The sequence below is a fragment of the Candidatus Omnitrophota bacterium genome (assembly GCA_028716245.1).
In the GTDB taxonomy this organism is placed as follows: Bacteria; Omnitrophota; Gorgyraeia; order Gygaellales; family Profunditerraquicolaceae; genus UBA6249.
In genome coordinates, this window is sequence record JAQUQW010000001.1 from 219,401 (window position 1) to 244,168 (window position 24,768).

Sequence of the window (24,768 nt, forward strand, 5' to 3'; positions counted from 1 at the left end):
TTGTTGCCAAGGTGTTTTTAGTGCTATAATTATAGCCATGGATGATTTGGAGTTTGTCCAAGGCTGCCTCAAAGGGAACAAGCAATCCTGGTCTGAATTCATCTCGCGTTATTCCCGCCTAATCTATAACTATATCTATAGTGTTTTAGCTGTCAGAGGACATACTGCTCCTTTGGAACAGGTCGAGGATATTTTCCAAGAAATATTTCATGCCTTAATCAAGGATAACTATAAAAAATTATCCACTTATCAAGCTAAAAATGGCTGTTCTTTAGCCAGTTGGCTCAGGCAGGTCACCATTAACTTTACCATTGATTATTTACGCAAACTTAAGCCTGCTGTATCTCTTGATGCGGAGAATGAGGATGGTTTTGCTTTAGGGGATACCCTCAAAGATCTAACGGCCGGGGCAATTGAATTCCTTAATGATCAGGATCGCCGTAAGACCCTCCAGGAGTGTATCAGCTTGCTTGAGTCCGATGAACAGTTTTTTCTCGAACTATTTTTGAATCAGGGGCTAAGCCTGGAGGAGATCAAGGGTTATTATAAAATTAACCGTGGAGCAGTGGATATGCGCAAGAGCAGGATATTCCAGAAACTGCAGGATTGTTTTAAAAAGAAAGGTTTTTTAGGTTAGATTTCTTAAGATTCTACGTCTATTGAGTCAGGAGAGGAGCAATGCTTAACTATTTAGAGAAAATAACAAAAATTATTTACCGGCAGTGGAAAAAAGGTAGGAGTTTTAAGGCAAAGGGGCATCCCAGCGAAGAGGATCTGGCTTGTTTTCTTGAGGGTAAGTTTTCCGTTCAAGATAAAGAAGCTGTCCAGAAACACCTGCTTAGTTGTGATATTTGCGCCGAATATTTAAGTGTCCCGCTTAAGATACAGCCGCATTTAGGCGTGGATGTCCCGGCGCAACTGCTAGAGAAGGTTAAAAAACTGCTTGGGCTGGAAACCAGTGAAAATTTATTAGAGATATTTCTTAAGCTTAAAGATAAAGCTATGGAGATTATTCAGACTACCGGAGACGTGTTGGTTGGCCAGGAGTTGATTCCGGCTCCGGTTTTACGCAGCCGGAAAATCGATGAATTTAAGGAAGAGGTAAGTATTTTAAAGGATTTGCAGCAGATTAGAATATTGGCTAAGATTCAGAATAGGGACACTAAGAGTTTTAATCTTACAATTACCGTTAAGGATAAAAAAAGCCAGAAGGTGAGTAAAAATTTACGGATTACTCTTATAAGAGACGGAGTTGAGTTAGAATCATATATTACTGATTCAGCCGGAAGCAGTTTTTTTGAAAATATCCTGCCGGGTAACTATTCGGTAGAAGTCAGCCGGGAAGACCAAAAGGAAGCGGTAATTGATTTAAAAGTTCAAGCCTAAGCTTATGCCTTATGCGCAAGCCCTAATCTTAGAAGTTTTTAAGCAGGATAACGCGCTTAAGATGGGCTTATTTGACCAGAGCCAAACCACCCCCACTTTACGCCATTACAGCCAAGTGGGGGTTTCTTTTTCAGAATTAAGGCAATTAAGCACGGAGATGGTGGGTATTTTAAACTGCCTGCCTAAAGATCAATCATCTAAACATGATCAGCTAAGAAGCCTGCAAAAGATCGGCCGCCTGCTTTGGGACCATCTGCTTAGCCGTTCGATTAAGGAGAAACTAAAAAATACCGGTTCTTGCATATTAACCCTTTCTTTGGATGAAGAACTGATTTATATACCATGGGAATTGGTTTTTGACGGGGTGGATTTTTTCTGCTTGAAATTCAGCTTAGGCAGGTTAGTGCGCAGTAAAGGAGATTCCACATTGCTACAGTATCGTAATTTATCGGATAGTTTAAGGATGTTGATTTTGGCCAATCCGAACAACGATTTAAAATCCGCTTATACCGAAGGTTTAAATATCAAAAACCAATTTAGCCATAAAACCAAAAAGGTGCAGGTTGATTTTAAATCCACCAATATTGACAAAAACTATGTGCGGAAGAATCTCTGTGATTATGATATTGTGCATTTTGCCGGCCACTGCGAGTTTGACCGCAAAGAGGATCAAGAGAACGGCTGGGTTTTAAGCGACGGAATTTTTAAGGTTGAGGATATTCTTCGGATGGGCCAGAGTTGCAGTTTACCGGCCCTGATATTCTCAAACACCTGCCATTCCGCCCAGGTAAGGCCTACTTTGATCGACTCGGAGTATCAAAGAGACAATTATGGGATGGCCAGCGCCTTTTTATTTGCCGGAGTAAGGCATTATATCGGATCCATCCGTAAAATTGAAGATAATGCCAGCCTGGTATTTGCCCGGGAATTTTACGCAAAACTTATTTCAGGGGTAAGCGTGGGAGAGTCTTTACGTTTATCTAAATTAAAGCTGGTAAAGGAATATAGTTTAAGCAGTTTACATTGGGTAAACTATTTACTTTATGGCGATCCTGGATTTAATTTTTTTAAAATCCCACGGCACAGAGAAACCAGGCGTAAAACAGGCGCTTTTTATAAAAAGCTTATAATTGGAATTGGTTTGCCTGTTTTTTTAATTTGCGCCAGTATCCTTCTGGCATTTTGGCTGCCTAAGATCAATCCGCAAAAGCTATACTTGTTTCTTAATTCCGAAGCCCAGTTCCGTAAAGGCAATAATCAGGCGGCCATTGTTTTAGGGGAGCAGGTAATTAAGAAGGACCAGGATTTTCTCGCGGTTTATCCGGTGATTGCCAATGCCTACCAGCGCCTTGGCAATAAAGATCAGGCGTTGAAATATTATTTTGATTATGTGCTTAAGAGTGAAAAGCTGAATGATAAAGCCCACCTTGCGCAGGCCTATATAAAATTGGGGTGGTTTTATCAGCTGGACGGACAGTATGTCCGCGCCCAAGAGTTATATGAGAAGGCGATCAATCTAAGCCGCCAACTAAAGGATAAGAAAAATGAAGCAGTGGCTTTAAGGAAATTAGCCGTCTGGCATATTGATAAGAAAAATTACGGGCAGGCCCTGGATCTGTTAACCAAGAGCGCTTCCATTAACCTGGAGAGCCCTGATAATTCGGGAAGCGCTAAGAACCTGGCAAGCGATTATTTTGATATCGGGCTGGTTTTTGCCAATAAAAATGATTATGCGGCAGCCAAGGATTTTTACGAGAAAAGCCTTAAGATATTTCAACGGCTAAAGCTAAATAATGAATTAAGCGATTGTTATTTTAATTTGGGGGAGATCTATTTTTACGAGAAACAGTATCAGAAGGCGCTGGATTATTACTTTAAAGGCTTGAAATTAGACCAGGAGCAAAATAATAGAGTTAATTTAGCCAGCGGCTATAATATGATCGGAGAACTTTATTTGGAAATTGATGATTCGACAAGAGCCCAGAGTTATTTTAAGCAAGCGGTTGAGTCATCCGAAGAAATCAACAGCCGGATGGATTTAGCCAATGCCAGTTATAATCTTGGGTTGTTATATAAGAAACAGGGAAGAAAGAATCTGGCCAGGGAATATTGGCGTAAGGCGCAGGAAATCTATCGCTTAGTCGACCCGGATAGATACCAGGAAACCAAAACCCAATTGTTGGAGTTGAATAGTTTATAATAGAAAATAAAGGGAACGTTTCTATTTTTTTTATAGCTTCAGCTCTTAAAAAATAGAAACGTTCCCTGGTTTTTATTCAAAAAAATACTTGACAATTATTATTTTTTAGTTATACTCTACTAAGTTGATAGAGTTAGTAGGGAAGGGGAAGTATGAATATAACTTATAAAGGTGATTACGCGTTAAAAGCGCTTTTGGATTTAGCGGTGCATTATGACTTAGGATTATCAACGATACACGATATTGCCAAGCGTATCAATGCCCCGGTTAAGTTTCTTGAACAGGTCCTTCTGGATTTAAAAAAGGGCGGTTTTGTGGAAAGCCGGCGCGGTAATGTCGGTGGTTATTTGCTCTCCCGGCCTCCGGCTAAAATAGTGTTGGGAGATGTGGTTAGATTTATTGACGGCCCGACAGAGCCGATTGCCTGTGTTGGAAGTGATTATTCAGGTTGTACCGATATATATAGGTGTAGTTTTCGCAGGATCTGGCAGGATGTAGCCAAAGCTACTTCGGGGATAATCGATAATATAACCTTTGAAGACTTGGTAAATAAGCTAGAAGTGAACAAAGAAGCGCTGGTTTATCAGATTTAAATAAGCGTTGATGAAAATGGAAAATATAAAAATAGGCAGTGATACGGTTATTAAAAACATTAAAGAGGCGGTTTTGGGCCTTGATTATGGTGACGTCCTGATCAAAGTGCATAATTCCAGGATTGTGCAGATTGAGGTGACTCAAAGGAAGCGTTTTGACGATGCCCATAAAATTGAAGGAGGTGGCGGAATATAGCTTTAGGTATTATTAGTAAGCTTAATAAGAGATGGTGAAATTATTATTAATTCAGTAGCACCCCGCGCTTATAAGGAATTGCGCGGGTGTGCCCTTGTGGGCAAGGAGGAATAAAATGAGTATTTTGGATAACAAGGATGATTTAAAGGAATTGGTGGAAACGCTGAATTTTAAGGAGAAGGTAGAAAGGTCAAAACAATTGATCAAGGAGGCATATAAGCGTTACGGAGATTCTTTGGTAGTCGCGAATAGTTTAGGCAAGGATTCAGTGGCAGTATGGGATTTGGCAAAAAAGGTAAACCCGAAGATCCGCGGATTTATCGTTACCACCAGGTTTAAGCCTGCGGAAACAATTAAATTTATGAAAGAAGAGGTAGCGCGGTATCCTGAATTAAAAGTGTATCAAAATGATTCAGAGATTCCCGAGAGGCTATATGAAACTGAGCCGGATAAATGTTGCGATATTTTAAAAGTTGAACCGGTGAAAAGATCCATTGAAGAGATGCATGTGAAATGCTGGGTTACGGGATTGCGCTGCACAGAGGGCCGTACGCGAACTGATTTTAAAGAAGTGGAAGAAAGGGATAAGGGCCTAATTAAGCTTAATCCGATTCTGATCTGGAAGGAGCGCGAAGTCTGGCAGTATTTAGCGCTTTATCGGGTTCCGGTGAATCCGCTCTATGGAGAAGGATACCGTTCACTGGGATGCGCGCCTTGCACCAAGATTACCAATGACGATAATGAACGCGCCGGACGTTGGATCGGCACCAGCAAATGCGGCGGAGAATGCGGGATACATACCCGGCCGCTTAAAAAGTAAAGGAGGTGAGAGGGAGCCAGTTGTAATTAAAAAGCTAAGCGGATAACCGTAAAGGCAATATATAAAAATAATTTTTGACCGACCAGTCAACTGGAAGAAGAAAGAAATAAAAGGAGCAAGAAATGAGAGTTCTTCTAGTTGTAGGTTGGTTGTTAGCAGCGCAGCTGGCTTCAGCAACCTTAGCATTTGCTGTTGAAACCGATGTTGATAAGTTGCTTGAATTTCTGATTAAGGAAAAAGTCCTGACTCAAGAAAAGGCAACGGAATTCAGGGCGGATTTAGCGATAAAGAAGCAGGAAGAAAAACAACCCGCAGCGGTTCCTGATTGGGTCCAGAACATTAAACTTAAAGGGGATGTCAGGACAAGATATGAATGGGATAAGAATAAAAACCAGCAGGATAATTCAAGAGCAAGGATTAGAGTTAGGATAGGAGTAGAAGCTAAGGTTAACAATAAACTAAAGGCGGGTATTGGTATTTCAACCGGAAACACTAATGATCCGCGTTCCAGGGATATTACGCTGGGTAATTCTTCTACGGCTAACACGCCAGGCTCGCCCAAAGGTATTATCCTGGATTATGCATATGGGCAATATACGCCATTCAACTGGTTAACCTTAACTGCCGGTAAGTTCCAGAACGTTTTGTGGCAGCCCTTTGATGCGTTATGGGATAATGATATTACTCCGGAAGGATTCGGTGTTAACTTAAGCCATAAGTTTAACTCAAAGCTGGATTTCTTCTTGAATAATTTATTTTACATTTTAAAGAATGATTCCAGGCTCGATAAACAGGCTTTTCTGGAAGCTTTACAATCCGGGATAAATTGGGCTGTAAATGGTAAAGTCAAACTGAAGAGCGCTCTTACTTACTATCTTTTTCAAGGCGTAAAGGGCGCGCAGAAGTTTAGCGATAGTAAAAGCGGCACAGCTCCTTACGCATCAAGCGGCAATACCTTGGTTGGCGGAACATATAGGTATAATTATAACTCCATTCAACCGACCGTTGAACTCTCATTTAAAGATCCATTCCAAGGATTTTTGCCTTACGCGGCTATTTTCGGAGACTACATTTATAATGTCTCTAGCGTAGGAAACGGAGCAGGTGGTTTTGATCTGGGTTTGAAATTCGGAGCGGAAAAAGTCAGTGACTGGAAACAATGGCAGGGCAAACTGGTATATTCAAAATTAGGCAGAGATAGCCGGCTGGATATATTAACCGATAATAATCGGTATGGTGGAAACACCAATTCCCAGGCTATTGAGGGTATTTTGGAGTTTGGATTAGGTAAGAATACGACTCTAGTACTGGATTATTATTCTTCACAGAGTCTCACTAAGGCCAGCTCAACCGGTTATGCTCCAGAGCAGCTTTTTCAGGCTGACTGGAATTTGAAATTTTAAGGGAGGAAAAATGAAAAAATTAATTATTATCGCGTTAGCATTAAGTCTTTTGAAGATTTCAAGTAATAATGTTTTTGCTCAAGGAAGTGAACTCCAGGGTACCCTGACACTGTCAGGCGCCTGGGCAATTTATCCTACGGCAGTGGCTTGGGCAGAGGGTTTTCAGAAGAAATACCCTAAAGTAAAAATCGATGTTTCAGCCGGAGGCGCAGGGAAAGGCGCTACTGATGCCATTACCGGTTTAGTTGATATCGGAATGGTTTCACGCGAGCCGGATCCCGCAGAGATTAAAAAAGGAATAACGCCGGTTTATATTCTTCATGACGCGGTTTTTGCTGTAATTAATGAAAAAAATCCCGCACTTGAGAGTATCCTTAAAAAGGGGGTTAATAAAGAAAACTTTATTGATTCCTGGGTTAATGGATCAATCGCTACCTGGGATAAGGTAGCAGCTAGCAAAGTGAATAAACCGATTCATCTTTTTACGCGCTCTGATTCCTGCGGAGCTGCCCAAAGTTGGGCGGGATACTTGGGTAAAAAGCAGGAGGATTTAAAAGGGATCGGAGTTTATGGCGATCCGGGGATTTTGGAAGCGGTAAAAAAAGATCCAATCGGCATAGGCTACAATAATTTCAGTTATGTATTCTCCCGTGATGGCGCATTAGCTAACGGTATAAGATTAGTTCCGATAGATTCAAATGAGAATGGTAAAGCCGATGCCGATGAAATATATACAAACCGTGATGAGGCAGTAAAGGCGATAAGAGCGGGTAGGTATCCGGCGACACGAAGGAATTATTTTTTTGTAAAAGGCAAACCTGCCGGTTTAGTCAGGGAATTTATTCTATTTGCTCTTTCTGAAGAAGGGGTTAAAATAGTAGATGAAGTTGGGGCAAGCCTCTCTTTAGCTACGCAGGAGCGGGAAAAGGTCTTAAAAAGCTTAGAGTAAAAGGGATAGGGGATGTATCAAAAAAGGACAATTAAAGATATAACCGCCAAGCACATTATGTTTACCCTGACTCTTCTGGTAAGCTTGCTGGTTGTAGTTATTGCTTGGGGATTATTTACAAGATCCCGGCCTATTCTTAGTGAAAATAGCCTTACGGCGCTTTTGTTTTCAGTAAAATGGCACCCCACCCAGGGACAATTTGGGTTCGCGCCATTTATTCTGGGAACAATTTATGTGACGCTGGTGGCCATTGTTTTAGCCGTCCCATTAGCCATATTTAGCGCTGTATTTCTCGCGGAGTATGCGCCGAAGGCCTTAAGAAATAGTTTTAAACCTGTGCTTGACCTATTGGCGGGGATTTCTCCGGTAATCTTCGGGGCCTTCGGCGTTTTAGTAATCGTTCCTCTTGTGCAAAAATATTTATTACCTGTCGTTGCGCATCTGGCAAAGTTTGTTCCGTTTTTAGCGACTAACAATTTTACCGGTTTTGGCGTATTTTCCGCCGGAATTATCCTGGCGATGATGATATTCCCGATTATGACCCAAGTTGCCGAGGAAGTAATCCACAGCATCCCTAAAGAAGTCAGGGATTCTTCGCTGGCTCTTGGGGCAACGCATTGGGAAACAATTAAATATGTGGTTTTAAAAAAGTCCCGGCCGGGTATCATTGCCGCGGTTATTCTTGGTTTAGCCAGGGCCTTTGGAGAGACAATAGCAGTGCTGATGGTGGTCGGTAATGTGGTGCAGATCCCCAAATCTTTATTTGATGCCGCCTATACGCTGCCGGCCCTGATTGCCAATAATTACGGCGAAATGATGTCTATCCCGTTATATGATTCCGCGTTATTATTGGCCGCTTTAATTTTACTGGTAGTTACTGTATTTTTTAATATATTAGCCTGGTTAATTCTTGCCAGAGTTGAAAAAGCATATGTCTAATATCCAAAATAGAATCTTAGAAGAAAAAATTTTTAAAACTATTATGTTGGTTTCGTTTATTTTTGTAATTTTTATTTTTTTAAGCATGATCGCGGTTATTGTTATCAAGGGGCTGCCGGGGCTAAACTGGAAAATGCTAACTCAGACTCCTAAAAGCGGTTATTACATTGGCGGGGAGGGTGGTATTCTTAATGCGATCCTAGGTTCACTTTACCTTGCTGTAGGAGCTACTTTACTGGCAGCGTTGATCAGTGTTCCGGTTGTTCTCTTTATTAATGTGTACCTTAAAAAAGATTCCTGGTTTGCCATGTTGGTCAGATTTTCCTTTGATGTATTATGGGGAATTCCTTCAATTGTCTACGGCGCGTTTGGTTTCGCGGTAATGATATTTTTTCATGTGCGCGCTTCATTATTGGGGGCAATTATAACTGTCGCTATCTTAGAATTCCCGATAATCTCGCGCGTAGCCGACGGAATCCTTAAATTGGTTCCTGTGGAATTAAAAGAGGTATCTTTAAGTTTGGGCGCGACACGCTTTGAAACCTCTTTTAAAGTTATTTTAAAACAAGCCGCTCCCGGAATCCTTACGGCGCTACTAATCGGTTTTGGCAGGGGCGTCAGCGATGCCGCATCGGTTTTATTTACCGCAGGATATACCGATTCTCTTCCGACTTCATTATTAAGGCCGGTGGCAACCCTGCCCTTAGCCATATTTTTTCAGCTGGGGACGCCTTTTGCCGAAGTGCAACAGAGAGGATATACGGCTGCTTTGATCCTTATTTTAATTATTTTTGCGATCAGCGGATTAAGCCGGATTTTAAGTAAACGGTTCCACGAACATATATTGAGGTAAACATGAATAAGGGAAATATTCGTACCGATTCTTTGAATGTTTTTTACGCCAGCCACCAGGCGCTAAATGAAGTTACTCTGGATATCCCGACCAGGAAGATAACGGCAATTATCGGGCCTTCCGGCTGCGGTAAATCCACCCTGTTAAAAAGCTTTAACCGCCTCATTGAGTTAAGCGATGAAGTCAGGATATCGGGAAAAGTTTTTTTCGATGGTGAAAATATTTATGATAAGTCGGTAGATGTTTATTCGTTACGTAAAAAAATGGGGTTATTGGCTCAGCGGCCATATCCGCTGCCTATGTCTATCTATGAGAATGTGGCCTACGGGCTTAAGATCCATAATTCCATTGATAAGAATAAGCTAGGGGCGATAGTGGAGCATTATTTAAAGGTGGCTAATCTCTGGGATGAAGTCAAGACGCGCCTGCACGCTTCGGCAACAAAGCTTTCTATTGGCCAGCAACAGCGTTTATGCCTTGCCCGCGGCCTGGCGATCGAGCCGGAAATAATTCTCTGCGATGAACCAACCTCAGCGCTGGATCCTTTTTCTTCGGAGCGCATCGAAAAAAAACTTATCGAACTTAAAGAAAAATACACGATTGTTATCGTAACGCACAATATTCAGCAGGCAATGAAGCTTGCCGATTATGTTGTTTTTCTTTATAACGGAGTTGTTGTTGAGGCAGAGGCAGCCGATAAGATTTTTAAAAAGCCCCGGGAGCTCCTTACCCAGGCATATCTTAAGGGAGAATTTTTAGATGAGATCTGGGTGCAGAAAGAAGCGCATTCCAGCAGAAAAATTGGAGAAGGTGAAGGGATATAGGGGTGGGCGTGAATTTTTATCTTATCGGGACAGATTATCAAAGTGTTGATTTAATCGGGCGCGAGGAGATCAACGCAAGGCGCCGCCAGATTGGCGCCTATTGGGCGGAGTTTTTTTCTCAAACGGCGGTGCTGTCTACATGCAATCGTTTTGAGCTTTATGGAATTGCCGCTGAATCAGTAAAATTTCCCCGGATTGAAGAAGGCTGGTATTTTATGGAGGGCAGGGTAAATGTTTTTGCCCACGCTTTGAGGGTAGCGGTTGGCCTTGAGTCGCAGCTAAAAGGGGAATTACAAATTTTAGAGCAGATAAATTCCTGGTCTAATAAAATTCCCGCCGGTTTAACCGGCCTTTGGAGTAGGGTTTACTCCGATGCCCTTCTTATACGCAGGGAATCCGGGCTCAATGGCCAGGATAATATTGCTACTCTTGTATTTGATGATATGAAAAAAAATTTAGTTTGGCCGAATGAATTAAAAATTGTGGTAATCGGGACAGGTAAGATCGCCGGGCTTTTGGCAAGACACCGGCCTATTAATGCGCGTTTGATTTTTGCGGCTCATAAAAATAAATTGGCTGCCCAGAGTCTGGCGGAATCAGCTTGCGGTAAGACAGTTTTTTTAAGCAACCTGCCGGATGTTTTAGCTGAAGCGGATTTTTTAGTGAGTGCCACCGCAAGCCCCCATCTTATTCTTAAGGCAGAAGAATTAGAAAGGATAGCTTTACGGCGGAAGAAGCCGTTGTATATCTATGATTTAGCCATGCCTAGGGATATCGAGCCGGTGGCAGGCCAAATAAGGGGTGTAATTTTAAAGAACCTCGATGATCTATTCTTTGTTTTTAAAGAGCATAATGATAGAATAAAAAACAATTTGTCTTTGGCAGAATACTTTGTTGAGGAAAAGGTTAAAGAATATGAAAGAAACTCTAAGGCTGGGTGCCCGGTCAAGCCCGCTTTCCTTAAAACAGGCTGATGAAATAAAAGGTATTTTTCCTTCTATTGATTTTGAGGTTATTACTTATCAAACGCAAGGGGATAGGGATAAACATACGCCTTTTGCGCGGTTTGAAGGCAGTGATTTTTTTACCCGTCAACTTGAAGAGGCGTTATTGAAGAGGGAGATAGATGTTGCGGTGCATAGCGCTAAAGATCTGGAAGAAAATCCGCCCCGTGGATTGACAATTGCCGCAATCACCGCTTCAATAAGCCCTTATGAATGCTTGGTTTCCCGCGGGAACAAACTTTTGGGAGGGCTTAAGCCTGGCAGCCGGATTGCTACCAGCAGTTCCAAACGCAAAAACGCGCTTTTACGCTATCGCCGCGACCTTGAAATTTACGATGTGCGCGGGAATATTGAAGAACGCCTGTATCAATTGGATAAGGGGAAGTTTGACGCCCTTATTGTGGCGCATGCCGCTCTAATCAGGCTTGGGCTTGAAAATAGGATCACAGAAATTATCCCTAAGTGGGTTATTCCTGCGCATCCTTTGCAAGGATCTTTGGCCCTGCAGGTACGCAGCGATAATCAGCGCTTGATAGATTTATTCAGTGTAGTAGATACATATAAGGAGAAAAACAATGAAGATTAAGGTAAACGGCAAAGAACAATTGATTGATGATCGGGATTCATCGATTACCGGATTGCTAAAGATAGCTAATGTGGAAAATCCCCAGATGGTTTCTGTCCAGCTTAACGGGGAATTTGTTGACCGGTCAAAATTTGATAAGCTACGCTTAAACGAGGGTGACCAGCTGGATTTTCTCTATTTTATGGGCGGAGGAAGCGGATTAAGGTTTATCACTAAAATTTTGCATACTAAATTTTCAAAAGAAGATCCGCATGGGTCTTTGCATATGCCGGTATATGACAATGTGGCCTTTGAGTTCAAGACCGCTGAGGATTTGGAGCTTGCATTCCAGGGTAAGAAACCTTCGCATATGTACAGCCGCATAAGTAATCCCACGGTGGAACATTTTGAGCAAAAAATAAAGGCCATCACCGATGCCGCCGGAGTAATCGCGCTTTCTTCCGGAATGGCAGCTATCTCAAATACCATTTTAACCATTGCCAGGTCTAAAGATAATATTATCACTTCTAAACACCTTTTCGGTAATACCTATTCTTTATTTGAAAATACGCTTAAAGATTGGGGTTTGGAAACCCGCTATGCTGATTTGATCAGGCCGGAAAAAGTAAACCAGCTTATTGATGGGAAAACCAAAGCGATATTTCTTGAGACAATCACTAATCCTCAACTTGAGGTTGTAGATATAAAGGCCATCTCTGAAATAGCCAGAAGAAAAAATATCCTGCTTATTGCCGATACTACCATGACCCCGCCGTATATTTTTTCAGCCAAGGAATTCGGGGTAGATATCGAAGTCATTTCAAGCACTAAGTGGATTTCCGGAGGCGCAACCAGTGTCGGAGGCATAATTATCGACCACGGGCTCTATGACTGGAAGAAGAATGATAAATTGCATAGTGACGCGGTCAAATTCGGCCCCTTTGCTTTTATCGGCCGGCTCAGGCATGAGGTATACAGGAATATAGGAGCATGTATTTCCGCGCATAACGCTTATCTTCAAGGTTTAGGGCTAGAAACATTGCCGCTTAGGCTTGATATTGCCTGTGCCAATACGCTTAAGATCGCGGAGTTTTTAAAACAGTCAGCCCGGGTGAAATCCGTGAATTACCCGGGGCTTAAAGATTCTGCTTACTATGAAACTGCCCGTAAACAATTCGGGGATAAGCCGGGGGCGGTTTTAACTTTTGACCTGGTGTCAAAAAAAGAGTGTTTTTGTTTCCTGAATAATTTAAAACTTATCCGCAGGGCTACGAATTTGCATGATAACCGCTCCTTGATTTTGCATCCGGGATCAACGATTTTTTGCGAATATGACGCTGCGCTTAAAAATGAGATGGGGGTAAGGGATACTTTAATCAGGCTTGCCGTAGGTATTGAGGATTACCGGGATTTAATTTCCGATATACAACAGGCCCTGGAGGGCTTATGATAAATTTTAGCGAACAACAGATAGAGCGTTATAGCCGCCATATCATTCTTGGCGATGTCGGGGTTGAGGGGCAGGAGAAGATTTCAAACGGAAAGGTGCTGATTATTGGGACCGGGGGCCTTGGCGCGCCGGCTGCTTTATATTTAGCAGCCGCAGGGGTCGGCACGATTGGTTTGGTTGATGGGGATAATGTTGAGTTATCAAACCTGCAGCGCCAGGTTATCCACTTTACTCCTGATGTCGGTAAGCCCAAAGTCTTATCGGCGCAAGAGAAAATTACCCTTATTAATCCCGAGGTGAAAGTCGTTACCTATCAGAGCAGGGTATATTCAGGTAATATCGCCGGAATTATCAAGGATTATGATTTTATTATCGATGGGACGGATAATTTTGCCGCTAAATTCCTGATTAACGATGCCTGTGTCTTCGGCGCTAAAGCGTTTTCCCACGGCGGAATTTTACGCTTTGACGGGCAAGCAATGACCTATCTTCCGGGCCAGGCATGTTACCGGTGTATATTCACCGGCCCTCCTCCGAAAGGCGCGGTGCCCACTTGTTCGCAAGCCGGTATCTTAGGGGCGGTTGCCGGTATGCTGGGTACGATCCAGGCAGCTGAGGCCTTGAAATTTCTTATTGGGAAAGGAGAGCTTCTTCTGAACCGGCTGTTAATCTTTAATGCTTTGGATATGAAGTTCCGCCAGGCGGAATTTAAAAAAAATCCGGATTGTCCTGTCTGCGGCAATAATCCAACAATTAAAGAATTGATTGATGAAGAACTGCCGGCTTGTGATTTAAAAAAGAAATGAAAATAACCAAGAAAGTAATTAAAGAAATGGTGGAATATGCTAAGAAAGAGGCGCCGCTTGAGGCCTGTGGGTATCTTGGCGCCAAAGACGGCATCATTACAAAAATATATGCGTTGACCAATATTGATAAAAGCAATGAGCATTTTTCTTTTGAGCCAAAAGAGCAATTCCTGGCAGTTAAAGATGCCCGTGTTCAAGGATTGGAGATTTGCGCTGTCTACCATAGCCATCCAGCCAGCCCGGCCCTCCCGTCACAGGAGGATGTAAAATTGGCGTATGATCCGGATATGAGTTATTTTATTATTTCCCTGGCAGGCTGCAATGGACAGGTGCGGGCATTTTCAATAAAGAGCGGTGAAGTGAGTGAAATTAATCTGGAGGTTGTTGATGATTAAAGGGTATGATTTACCTGTTGGCTTGGATGCGGAGATCACCCAGCTTGAAGAGTTGATCCGCAAGCATAGGGCAGGTGAGGTTTCGGCAACCGAACTTAAGGCTCATCGCGTGCCTTTTGGGGTATATGAACAGCGTCAAGCCGATACCTACATGGTGAGGATCAGGTGCGCCGGAGGTTTTGTTACTCCTCAGCAGCTGGAAAGTGTCTCTGCCATCGCTCAGGAATACGGAGTAAGCGACCTGCATATTACCTCCCGGCAGGAGCTGCAAATTCATTACGTGGAATTGGATGATATTATTACTGTGATGCGGCGCTTGAAAGAGATTGGCCTTTCTACAAGGGGAGGCGGCGGCAATACTGTGCGCAATATTGCCGTTTGCGATGATGCCGGGATTGACCCGCAGGAAGCCTTCGATGTGTCTTTGTATGCCGCAGCCCTAACCACAAGGATGATTGCCGAGGGGGATTCCTGGAATTTACCGAGAAAATTTAAAATTGCTTTTTCCGGCTCCGCAGAAGATAAGGGATATGCCACTCTTTCTGACCTGGGTTTTATTGCGCAAATAAAAAATAAGTTGGAGAACAATGGTTTGGTTTCCAATAGCCAAAGCCGCGGGATAAAAGGATTTAGGGTTTATGCGGCCGGAGGCCTGGGCGCTAAATCAGCCGAAGGAAAACTTCTGTTTGATTTTATCCAGGCAAATGAAGTTTATCCTGTTGCCGAGGCGTTGAAAAGTGTTTTTTTTAAATACGGTAACCGCAGGAATAAGCATGCTGCCCGCCTGCGCTTCTTATGGCAGAACCTCGGTGCAGAGGAGTTTAAGCAAAAATTTTACCAAGAGTATGACCGGATTAAGGTTGATGGTTTTGAGCCGTTAGATATCATTGATTATGGGCAGAGTTTATCTTCTCCCGGTTTGCCCAAAGCTAAGCCTTTAGATGCGCGGGGGTTTTCGTTATGGAAAACGCGTTTTGTAAGGCAGCAAAAACAGGAAGGGTTATTTTCGGTATTAATTCCTATAGAGCTGGGTTTTATTCCTTGCGCGCAGGCCGCTAAATTGGGCCGGTTCCTGAAATCCTTTGGTGCTGATGTAATAAGGATGACCCGGGATCAGAATTTTCTGATACGCAATATTCCTTTGGATTATTTGGGCGCTGCCTATAATTTTTTTAAAGAGACAATACCTGAATCAAGCCAGCCTGCTCTTTACGGCAAAATATTATCTTGCGCCGGAGCGGCTACCTGCCAGCTTGGGATTTGCCTTTCCCGTCAGGCAGCAGGCGCCCTGATCGATGAGCTTAAAAAAAGCGGTTTGGATTTGGATAAAATAGGAGACATTAAAATTAATATCTCCGGATGTCCTAATTCCTGTGGCCACCATCCGGCGGCTGATTTGGGTTTTTCCGGTAAGGCATTGAGGAATGCCGACAGGTTATATCCGGCATATAATGTGTTTGCCGGAGCTGTTATTGGTGATGGTAAAACTAAACTCGCAGAATATACCGGAGAGATTCCTGCTAAGGCGCTGGTTCTGTTGGTAAAGGATCTTCTAAAGGCTTATATATCCAAAACCGGACAGTTTAGTAATTTTCGGGAGTATATTAATGGTGAAGGAAAAGTGGATTTAAGAGAAATTATTCTACGTTATTCTAAGGCGCCTGATTTTGATAAAGATAAAAATTATTATTTTGACTGGGGAGCGGATAAACTTTTTTCTTTAGCCGAGCGTAAGGCAGGGGAATGTTCCGCCGGATTTTTCGATCTTCTTGAAATGGATCTAAATAATATAAAAAATACTCAGGCGGTACTTGCAACAGGCGCGCAGGATGAAAGGGAGAAGCTGCTCGGTGAGCTGGTATATTATGCCAGCAGGGCGCTTTTGATTACCCGCGGGCTTGACGCAAAAAACCAGGAGGAGGTATATGCGGGATTTCTTAAATATTTCATCGAAACAGGATTGATTGATGGGGCGTTCAGGGAGATCATTACTATTGCTCAGCATGGTGATCTTAAAGAGATTTTAGCAAAGCAAGCTCAGGCATTTGAACTGGCTAAGGCAGTGCAGGCGCTGTATGAAACTATGGATAATAGTTTTAATTTTAAAACAACCGTTTCTGCGCAAGAATCCCGTCAGGAACAAATATCCGCAGCAATAATCAAAGATCTGCGGGGAGTTGTCTGCCCGCTTAATTTTGTAAAAACCAAGATTGAGCTGGCTAAGCTAAAATCCGGAGATACCTTGGAAATTTGGCTTGATGACGGCGCTCCAATTGAAAATGTCCCCGGGTCAGTCAAAGCCGAAGGCCATAAGATTATTTCGCAGAAAAGAATCGCCAATTACTGGTCAGTGGTAATCAATAAAAAATGAAAACGGGAAAAGGTAAGGTATATTTAGTTGGCGCCGGCCCCGGAGCTAAGGATTTGATTAGCTTAAGAGGCCAGCAGGTGCTGCAGCAAGCAGAAGTTGTAATCTACGACTATCTTGTGGATAGCCAAATGCTTGAGGATGTAAATCCGCAGGCAAGATTGATCAGCTGCGATAAATTTGGTAAGAGGCTGCCGCAAGAAGAATTTTTTGATTCTCAGGCTAAAGTCAACTCCGCGATGGTAAAATTTGCAAAAAAAGGCAAATTAGTGGTGCGTTTAAAAAACGGGGATCCTTTTATCTTTGGCCGGGCTCAGGAGGAAATAGAAGCGCTTTTAAAAAATCGTATAGAGTTTGAAGTTGTTCCGGGAATTACCGCCTCCCAGGCAGCATCTTGTTTTTCCGGTATACCTTTGACCAGCCGTAAAATTTCATCCAGCGTCATATTTATCAGCGGCCGGCAGGCAAAAGGAGAAAAACCGGCTATTGATTGGAGCTCTATTTCTAAAAATGAAACTATCGTGTTGTATATGGCGGTAAAAAATATCCGCCAAATAGCCAAACAATTGATTAAAAATGGTAAACCTGCGGATACCCCGGTGGCTGCGATTTCCCAGGCAGGAAAGATTAACCAAAAAGTTGCCATCGCTAAACTTGAGAATATCGATAGGATAGTTAAGAAAAATAAAATTACTGCCCCTGCTATTTTTATCATTGGTCAGGTTGTGCGTTTGGGTGAAAAGTTGAATTGGTTTAAAAAAAATAAGCGTGTTTTGTTTACAGGGCTTTCGGCAAAAAGGTTTTTTTTAAAAGGAAATTATTTCCATCTGCCGATGATCAAGATCGAACCCCTTGACAATTATGCGGATTTTGACAGGCATATTAAGCTAATCCGAAGTTTTAACTGGTTAGTTTTTACGAGCCGTTATGCTGTGCAGTATTTTTTCCAGCGCCTGGGTAAAATTGGCCTGGATACGCGTTCACTGCAGAATATAAAAATTGCGGCAATCGGCTCTTCCACAGCCGCAAGCCTTAGGAACCTGGGGATTATTGCGGATTTAATTCCTAAAGTTGAAACATCAAAAGGCCTGCTCAGTGCCTTAAAGAGGATCTCCTTAAAAGGCAGAAGGATTTTTTTGCCTCATTCTGATATTTCGGACAAAGGGTTGACAAAAGGGCTGGAGAGTTTTGGTGCTAAGGTTACCGGCTGTGCTGCCTATAGAAATATTATGCCCGAAAATCTTCCTAGTTTCGATCTGAATAAGTTTGATGAAATAATTTTTACCAGCCCATCGTGTGTCCGTAATTTTATTAAGCATTATGGGAAACCGCCAAAAAAAACGGCTATAAGGTGCGTCGGGGATGTTACTCTGGCCCAAGCTAAAAAGTTACGTTTATTATAAAAATGCAAAACATATCTGCTAAAGACCTGATTATGCCCTATTTTGTTATTGAGGGGCGCAACAAGAAAGAACCTGTTGCGAATATGCCTGGTATTTTTAGATTGACTATTGATAATCTCTTGGAGGAAATATCAGAGGCAAAACGGCTGGGTATATCTAGAGTGCTTCTTTTCGGAGCCTGCCCCCGGCAATATAAGAATGAGTCGGCAAGTTATGCCTACGCCAAAAATAATATTGTACCCCGGGCAGTAGCAGGATTAAAGCGTAAAATTAAAGGCGTGTCTGTTATTACCGACGTATGCCTCTGCGCTTATACTTCGCACGGCCACTGCGGCATCCTTAATAAAAAAAATAAAATAGATAACCGAAAAACTCTGGAGGCACTTTCTAAAATTGCCTTTGTGCATGCTGATAGCGGAGCAGATTGGGTTGCCCCTTCGGCAATGGCAAAAAAACAAGTATCCGCAATAAGAAGCGCGTTGGATAAAAACGGATTTTCTAAGGTAAAAATTATGGGCTATTCTGCTAAATTCGCGTCGAATTTTTACGGCCCATTCCGCGATGCAGTAGATTCCGCCCCTAAATTCGGAAACAGGAAGGCTTATCAATTGGATTATACTGATGCAAAAAAGGCGCTAAGGGAGATAAGGGATGATATCCGGGAAGGCGCGGATATGGTAATGGTCAAACCGGCTTTAAGTTACCTGGATATCATTAAAGAAGCAAAACAGAAATTTAATTATCCGTTAGCTGTTTATAATGTTAGCGGAGAGTTTGCGTTGGTAAAAATGGGGGCTAATATCGGTCTTTGGCAGGAGAAGGAGGTTGTTTTTGAGATCATTACTTCCCTAAAACGCGCCGGCGCCGATTATATTATTACCTATCACGCAAAAGATATTGCGCAATGGATAAAACAGAAAAATTATTTAATCTAGCCAAGCGATACTTAGTCGGCGGAGTAGACAGCCCGGTGCGCAGCTTTAACTATGTAGGCGGCCGTCCGGTATTGATCAGGGCTGGAAGGGGCGTTAAGGTATTTGATTATAATAATAAAGAATACCTTGATTATGTTCTTTCCTGGGGAGCGGCAATCTTAGGGCATGCTCATCCGGCCGTGCTCAAAATTATTAAACAAAAATTAGAATCAGGTTTAAGTTTTGGCACAACTAATCAAACTGAAATTGAGTTAGCGCAGGAAATCACCCGCGCAATCCCCTTTATTAAGAAAATACGCTTTGTTAATTCCGGGACTGAAGCGGTGATGGCAGCAGTAAGGCTGGGCCGGGCGTATACAGGAAGAGATAAAATCGTAAAATTCACGAATTCTTACCATGGCCACGCGGATTATCTTTTGGTTAAGGCCGGTTCCGGGTTAGCAACTCTGCAGATCCCGGAAAGCGCCGGCGTGCCGAAAGATTTTATTAAACACACACTGATAGTTCCTTTTGGCGACAAAGAAGCGCTTGAAGCGGTATTTAAAAAATATAAAAATGAAATTGCCGCGGTTTTGGTTGAACCGGTAGGCGGTAATTACGGTGTTTTGCCGGTGAATATTGGATTTCTGAAGGCAGTAAGGAGTTTGACTAAGAAATATGGATCCCTGCTGATCTGCGATGAAATAATTAACGCATTTCGTTTTCGATACGGGGCAGCTTCTCAAAGGTTCGGGATTGCTCCGGATTTAATCTGTTTAGGGAAAATTATCGGGGGTGGCTTGCCTATTGGTGCTTATGCGGGAAGCGCAAAGATCATGAATAAATTAGCTCCATTAGGAAAGGTTTATCAGGCTTCTACTTTTTCCGGTAATCCTATTGTTATGCAGGCAGGTTTGGCTACGCTCAAAATACTCAAAGGATCAAACTATAAGCGCCTTAAGAATTTGAATGAATATTTGTGTAGTAATCTAAAAAAAGAGGCGTTGATTTGCGGTATAAAATTAGAAATAAGCCATTATGAAAGTATGTTTAGCTTACGATTTAAATCTAAAAATGAGTTTGCCAGATTTTATAAATTAATGCTTGATCAAGGAATATTTTTGGCCCCCTCGGAATTTGAAGTAAACTTTTTATCCTTTGCGCATACGCAAAAAGAAATAAATAAAACTTTATTTGCTGTAAAATTGGTTTTTAAAAGAATGGAGAATTAATTTGTTTTTTCTGATAAGTTTGAAAATCAGTGTTAATAAAACGCTTTTAAACAAGAATAGTAGTAGTATAATATAAATCATTCAAGAAGAAATAACTTGGGAGGAAGGAAATGAGCAAAATCGACGCAAAGTTAAAAACAGAGAGCGTGCTTTTACATGGGGGACAGGAGCCTGATCCGACAACCGGCTCGCGCGCCGTACCGATATACCAGACTACCTCATACCAGTTTAAAAGCACCGAACATGCTGCCAATCTTTTCGGCTTGAAGGAGTTTGGGAATATTTATACGCGTTTAATGAATCCCACTACCGATGTTTTGGAAAAAAGGGTGGCTTTATTAGACGCTGGCGTGGGGGCATTGGGTGTATCCAGCGGCCAATCCGCGATCACGCTGTCCCTGCTTAATATTGCCCAGGCAGGAGATGAGATTGTGTCGGCGGATAATCTTTACGGCGGCACTTATAACCTTTTCCATTATACCTTTGCGCGCTTAGGGATTAAAGTTAAGTTTGTCAAATCAAATGATTTGGATGCGGTCCAGAAGGCCATTACTTCTAAAACTAAAGCTATTTATGCCGAATCGATCGGAAATCCAAAATTGGATGTTGCGGATTTAGAGGGTATTTCCAAAGTAGCGCATAAGAATGGCATACCTTTTGTCCTGGATAATACAGTATCCCCGTATCTGCTGCGGCCGATTGACCACGGCGTGGATATCGTAGTTTATTCAGCCACCAAGTTTATCGGCGGCCATGGCACGAGTTTAGGGGGCATCATCGTTGATTCCGGAAAATTTGACTGGACTAATGGCAAGTTTCCTTTAATTGCCGAACCTGAACCCAGTTATCACGGGATCAACTTTGTAGAAGCGCTCAAGCCTTTAGGCAACATCGCTTACATTATTAAAGCGCGGGTTACTTTGTTACGTGATTTAGGCCCGGCGCTATCCCCTTTTAATTCTTTCCTCTTTTTGCAAGGCCTGGAAACATTGCATTTAAGGATGCCCAGGCATTCTGAAAACGCCTTAGCTGTGGCGAAATATCTAAAGAAGCATGGTAAGGTAAGCTGGGTAAATTACCCGGGTTTGGATGATAGCCCTGAAAAGGAAAGGGTCAAGAAATATCTGCAAAAAGGCCAGGGCGCGATTTTAGGTTTTGGAATTAAAGGGGGCCTTGAGGCAGGCAAAAAGTTTATCGATTCGCTGGAATTAATATCGCATCTTGCCAATGTCGGAGACGCAAAAAGCCTGGCTATCCATCCGGCAACTACCACGCATCAACAGTTATCCAGCCAGGAGCAATTGGCAACCGGGGTTACTCCTGATTTTATCCGCTTATCCATCGGTATTGAACATATCGATGATATTATCGCGGATATTGAGCAGGCTTTGAAAAAGGCATAGAATATAACACCCCGCGCTTATAAGGAATTGCGCGGGTGTGCCTTTATGGCAAGGAGGTGTCTGATGGGAAAAATATTTTCTGATATTACTCAAACAGTTGGGAAAACCCCGTTAGTCAAGCTCAATCGTATCGGAGAAGGTTTGGGGGCAACCATACTGGCTAAATTAGAATCTTTTAACCCGCTCTCCAGTGTAAAAGACAGGATTGGAACGGCGATGATCGAAGACGCGGAGAAAAGAGGCGTGCTTAAAAAAAATACCACGATTATTGAGCCCACCAGCGGTAATACCGGGATTGCCTTGGCATTTGTCGCCGCTGCTAAAGGTTATAAATTAATCCTGACTATGCCTGATACGATGAGCATAGAGAGAAGGCAGCTTTTGGCGATTTTTGGCGCGCAGTTAGTTCTGACTCCGGGCGCCGAAGGGATGAAGGGGGCGGTAAAAAAAGCCGAGGAGTTAGCTAAAGAGATTCCGGATGCGATTATTTTGCAACAGTTTAATAATCCGGCTAATCCGCAGATTCACCGTAAAACTACTGCCGAAGAGATTTGGGATGATACTGACGGTAAAATTGATATTCTTGTATCCGGAGTCGGCACCGGCGGGACAATTACTGGAGTATCTGAAGTGATCAAGAAAAGAAAACCAAGCTTTAAGGCGATTGCGGTTGAACCCGATGCTTCGCCGGTTTTATCCGGAGGCGCTGCCGGCCCGCATAAGATCCAGGGTATTGGCGCCGGATTTATCCCGCAGGTTTTAAACCGGGAAATTATTGATGAGGTTATCCGGGTTACTAACGATAATTCCGGAGAAACCGCTCGGCGCCTGGCAAAGTCGGAAGGGATATTAGCCGGGATTTCAAGCGGGGCGGCATTGTGGGCGGCGTTAGAAGTGGCTAAACGTAAGGAAAATAAAGGGAAGGTCATCGTGGTTATTCTTCCGGATACCGGCGAGCGGTATCTGAGCACCTGGCTTTTTCAAGAGGTAAAAGTATGATTAAAGAAAAAATAAACCCGGCCAATAGTGTGGGAGTGGTTAAAACTCAAAGTTTTACTTTTGAATCTTTAAAACTTGAGAGCGGGGAGAAGTTTGGCCCGGTTACTTTGGCTTATGAAACATATGGCGTTTTAAATAAAGAGAAATCCAATGCTATTCTTATTGTGCATGCCCTTTCAGGCGATGCCCATGCTGCCGGTCTGCATGAGGGAACTGATGATTTAGGCTGGTGGGATTCTTTTATCGGCCCGGGTAAAGCTTTTGATACGGAAAAATACTTTGTGGTTTGTTCAAATATACTCGGCGGCTGTAAGGGGTCAACCGGCCCTTCAAGCGTAAATCCTAAAACCAATAAGCCGTACGCTTTGGATTTTCCGTTAATTAGCATTAACGATATAGTAAATGCCCAGAGGCGTTTAATTGGCCATTTAGGCATCGAAAAGTTACTTTCTGTGGTCGGCGGCTCAATGGGCGGACAGCAGGTTTTATCGTGGTTAGCTAACCATGCGGATATAATTCATAGCGCAATTCCGATTGCCACCACGATCAAACATTCTCCTCAACAAATAGCATTTAATGAGGTAGGCCGCCAAGCGATTATGGCCGACGCCCATTGGAAATCCGGCAATTATTATGACGGCCCGTTTCCTTTAAAAGGATTGGCCGTAGCCAGGATGATCGGCCATATAACCTATATGAGCGACAGCTCGATGGCTGAGAAATTCGGCCGCCAAAAAAAAGACAGCGCCGAAGCGTTTAAATTTACGGCTGATTTTGAAGTCGAGGGGTATTTACGTTATCGCGGCGATAATTTTGTCAAGCGCTTTGACGCAAATTCCTATCTTTATATAACCAAGGCAATGGATAATTTTGACGCCTCAGGCGCCAGGCCATTTTGTGAAGTTTTAGCCGGCATCAAGGCCAAGGTTTTGGTCATATCTTTCAAATCCGATTGGCTGTATCCGGCTTATCAATCAAAGGAGATAGTTAAGGCCTGCAAGCTTGCCGGCATTGCGACAACCTATTGTGAGATTGATTCAAATTATGGCCACGACGCGTTTCTTTTGGAAGTGGAAGAGGAGACGCATTTGATCAAACATTTCCTTAAAAAAATATTTTATGCTTATGAGGTGACCGGTGTCTACGGAGAGTAAAGGGATTCAATTGGACCACCAAGTCATACTGGACTTAGTTGATCAGCAATCCAGCGTTTTAGACTTAGGCTGCGGCGCGGGGGATCTTTTGTATCTTCTGATTAAAGAGAAAAAAGTGAGCGGCCAGGGTATTGAGATCGATGACCAGGCAATTTATAAATGCGTCGCTAAGGGCTTAAATGTTTTTCACGGAGATATCGACAGCGGACTTGCCGAATTCAGCGATAAATCTTTTGACTATGTGGTGCTTAATCAAAGCATGCAGCAGATTTTGCATGTTGATAAGGTGCTCACCGATGCCTTACGGGTGGGTAAAAAGGTAATCGTAGGATTTCCCAATTTTGCCTATTATAAGTCCAGGCTGCAGATGTTCTTTCAGGGCAGGTCTCCGGTAACCCCCAGCCTTCCTTATCAATGGTATGAAACTCCGAACCTGCATTTTTTGAGCATAACTGATTTTAAGGATTATTGCCGTTTGAAAAAGATCAATATTGAGCGCAGTGTTTGTGTCGGGGAAAGAAGGGAAACTCCGTTTTTACCCAATTTATTTGGCCAGACCGGAATATTTTTGATCTCAAAATAGGAGAAAGGGGAAAAGATAAATGCCTTATATAAATTTAAAATTAGTCGGTAAACTCACTAAGGACCAAAAAGAAAAGATCGCTAAAGAGTTTTCCGATACGCTTTTGAAAGTAGCCGGGAAACCCAAAGAGAGCCTTTATTTGGTTATTGATGAGGTTAATGGTGAAAACTGGGCCAAAGGCGATAAGTTTTTTGGGTAAAATAGTCTGACGGGGAAGCCGCTATAGCGGTTTGAGAGTTCTGCGTTATAAGCAGATTACCCTTGTACCTGATCTGGATAATGCCAGCGTAGGAAAGAATCAAAACCCTTATGCATTGGCATAAGGGTTT

The 24,768-nt window shown here is 42.8% G+C and carries 25 protein-coding genes and 1 riboswitch; all 25 genes read left to right on the forward strand.

Annotation, left to right across the window (positions count from 1 at the left end; translation table 11 throughout):
* Positions 1 to 37: 37 nt before the first annotated feature.
* The 25 genes from PHG87_01225 (at position 38) to PHG87_01345 (ending at position 24,638) form a co-directional block, all read left to right on the forward strand.
* Positions 38 to 637 (forward strand): sigma-70 family RNA polymerase sigma factor, encoded by a 600-nt coding sequence (locus PHG87_01225; protein MDD5476823.1) that lies wholly within the window; start codon positions 38 to 40, stop codon positions 635 to 637.
* Between the two features lie 41 nt (positions 638 to 678).
* Positions 679 to 1,386, forward strand: coding sequence for a hypothetical protein (locus tag PHG87_01230; protein MDD5476824.1), 708 nt, complete (start codon positions 679 to 681; stop codon positions 1,384 to 1,386).
* A 4-nt stretch (positions 1,387 to 1,390) separates the two neighbouring features.
* Positions 1,391 to 3,586 carry a tetratricopeptide repeat protein gene (locus tag PHG87_01235; GenBank protein MDD5476825.1) on the forward strand — a complete coding sequence of 732 codons (2,196 nt, stop codon included), beginning with the start codon at positions 1,391 to 1,393 and terminating at the stop codon, positions 3,584 to 3,586.
* A gap of 152 nt (positions 3,587 to 3,738) precedes the next feature.
* Positions 3,739 to 4,179 (forward strand): Rrf2 family transcriptional regulator, encoded by a 441-nt coding sequence (locus tag PHG87_01240; protein MDD5476826.1) that lies wholly within the window; start codon positions 3,739 to 3,741, stop codon positions 4,177 to 4,179.
* 10 nt (positions 4,180 to 4,189) lie between these two features.
* Complete coding sequence (locus PHG87_01245; GenBank protein MDD5476827.1) at positions 4,190 to 4,375, forward strand: YezD family protein; 186 nt, start codon at positions 4,190 to 4,192, stop codon at positions 4,373 to 4,375.
* Between the two features lie 115 nt (positions 4,376 to 4,490).
* Positions 4,491 to 5,195 (forward strand): phosphoadenylyl-sulfate reductase, encoded by a 705-nt coding sequence (locus PHG87_01250; GenBank protein MDD5476828.1) that lies wholly within the window; start codon positions 4,491 to 4,493, stop codon positions 5,193 to 5,195.
* A 122-nt stretch (positions 5,196 to 5,317) separates the two neighbouring features.
* Entirely contained in the window at positions 5,318 to 6,598 is a 1,281-nt protein-coding gene (locus PHG87_01255) for a putative porin (protein ID MDD5476829.1), read from the forward strand.
* 10 nt (positions 6,599 to 6,608) lie between these two features.
* Complete coding sequence (locus PHG87_01260; GenBank protein MDD5476830.1) at positions 6,609 to 7,547, forward strand: substrate-binding domain-containing protein; 939 nt, start codon at positions 6,609 to 6,611, stop codon at positions 7,545 to 7,547.
* Positions 7,548 to 7,559: 12 nt separating this feature from the next.
* A complete protein-coding gene (pstC, locus tag PHG87_01265) occupies positions 7,560 to 8,486 on the forward strand; it encodes a phosphate ABC transporter permease subunit PstC (GenBank protein ID MDD5476831.1) in 927 nt (308 codons plus the stop codon).
* Positions 8,487 to 8,529: 43 nt separating this feature from the next.
* Positions 8,530 to 9,339, forward strand: coding sequence for an ABC transporter permease subunit (locus tag PHG87_01270; protein ID MDD5476832.1), 810 nt, complete (start codon positions 8,530 to 8,532; stop codon positions 9,337 to 9,339).
* 2 nt (positions 9,340 to 9,341) lie between these two features.
* Positions 9,342 to 10,163: a phosphate ABC transporter ATP-binding protein PstB gene (gene pstB / locus PHG87_01275; GenBank protein ID MDD5476833.1), complete on the forward strand. Its 822-nt coding sequence runs from the start codon at positions 9,342 to 9,344 to the stop codon at positions 10,161 to 10,163.
* A gap of 8 nt (positions 10,164 to 10,171) precedes the next feature.
* Positions 10,172 to 11,137 carry a hypothetical protein gene (locus tag PHG87_01280; protein MDD5476834.1) on the forward strand — a complete coding sequence of 322 codons (966 nt, stop codon included), beginning with the start codon at positions 10,172 to 10,174 and terminating at the stop codon, positions 11,135 to 11,137.
* A complete protein-coding gene (gene hemC, locus PHG87_01285; protein ID MDD5476835.1) occupies positions 11,079 to 11,753 on the forward strand; it encodes a hydroxymethylbilane synthase in 675 nt (224 codons plus the stop codon). The genes PHG87_01280 and hemC overlap by 59 nt, the downstream gene beginning before the upstream one ends.
* The gene (gene thiS, locus PHG87_01290) at positions 11,743 to 13,182 is read left to right on the forward strand and encodes a sulfur carrier protein ThiS (protein ID MDD5476836.1); all 1,440 of its coding nucleotides are present in this window, start codon (positions 11,743 to 11,745) and stop codon (positions 13,180 to 13,182) included. Before hemC ends, thiS begins: the two co-directional genes overlap by 11 nt.
* Positions 13,182 to 13,988 (forward strand): molybdopterin-synthase adenylyltransferase MoeB, encoded by an 807-nt coding sequence (gene moeB / locus PHG87_01295; protein MDD5476837.1) that lies wholly within the window; start codon positions 13,182 to 13,184, stop codon positions 13,986 to 13,988. Before thiS ends, moeB begins: the two co-directional genes overlap by 1 nt.
* Positions 13,985 to 14,383: a M67 family metallopeptidase gene (locus PHG87_01300; GenBank protein MDD5476838.1), complete on the forward strand. Its 399-nt coding sequence runs from the start codon at positions 13,985 to 13,987 to the stop codon at positions 14,381 to 14,383. Before moeB ends, PHG87_01300 begins: the two co-directional genes overlap by 4 nt.
* A complete protein-coding gene (locus tag PHG87_01305) occupies positions 14,376 to 16,754 on the forward strand; it encodes a sulfurtransferase TusA family protein (protein ID MDD5476839.1) in 2,379 nt (792 codons plus the stop codon). The genes PHG87_01300 and PHG87_01305 overlap by 8 nt, the downstream gene beginning before the upstream one ends.
* A complete protein-coding gene (cobA, locus tag PHG87_01310; protein ID MDD5476840.1) occupies positions 16,751 to 18,154 on the forward strand; it encodes a uroporphyrinogen-III C-methyltransferase in 1,404 nt (467 codons plus the stop codon). Before PHG87_01305 ends, cobA begins: the two co-directional genes overlap by 4 nt.
* 2 nt (positions 18,155 to 18,156) lie before the next feature.
* Positions 18,157 to 19,089, forward strand: a complete 933-nt coding sequence (gene hemB / locus PHG87_01315; protein MDD5476841.1) for a porphobilinogen synthase — start codon at positions 18,157 to 18,159, stop codon at positions 19,087 to 19,089.
* Positions 19,059 to 20,300: a glutamate-1-semialdehyde 2,1-aminomutase gene (locus PHG87_01320; GenBank protein MDD5476842.1), complete on the forward strand. Its 1,242-nt coding sequence runs from the start codon at positions 19,059 to 19,061 to the stop codon at positions 20,298 to 20,300. Before hemB ends, PHG87_01320 begins: the two co-directional genes overlap by 31 nt.
* Before the next feature lie 110 nt (positions 20,301 to 20,410).
* Positions 20,411 to 21,703, forward strand: coding sequence for an O-acetylhomoserine aminocarboxypropyltransferase/cysteine synthase (locus PHG87_01325; GenBank protein ID MDD5476843.1), 1,293 nt, complete (start codon positions 20,411 to 20,413; stop codon positions 21,701 to 21,703).
* 63 nt (positions 21,704 to 21,766) lie between these two features.
* Positions 21,767 to 22,702: a cysteine synthase A gene (gene cysK, locus PHG87_01330; GenBank protein ID MDD5476844.1), complete on the forward strand. Its 936-nt coding sequence runs from the start codon at positions 21,767 to 21,769 to the stop codon at positions 22,700 to 22,702.
* Positions 22,699 to 23,856, forward strand: coding sequence for a homoserine O-acetyltransferase (locus PHG87_01335; GenBank protein ID MDD5476845.1), 1,158 nt, complete (start codon positions 22,699 to 22,701; stop codon positions 23,854 to 23,856). Before cysK ends, PHG87_01335 begins: the two co-directional genes overlap by 4 nt.
* Positions 23,840 to 24,439: a methionine biosynthesis protein MetW gene (gene metW / locus PHG87_01340; GenBank protein ID MDD5476846.1), complete on the forward strand. Its 600-nt coding sequence runs from the start codon at positions 23,840 to 23,842 to the stop codon at positions 24,437 to 24,439. Before PHG87_01335 ends, metW begins: the two co-directional genes overlap by 17 nt.
* A gap of 19 nt (positions 24,440 to 24,458) precedes the next feature.
* Entirely contained in the window at positions 24,459 to 24,638 is a 180-nt protein-coding gene (locus tag PHG87_01345) for a 4-oxalocrotonate tautomerase family protein (protein ID MDD5476847.1), read from the forward strand.
* Positions 24,639 to 24,748, forward strand: a riboswitch (TPP riboswitch).
* Positions 24,749 to 24,768: the final 20 nt, after the last annotated feature.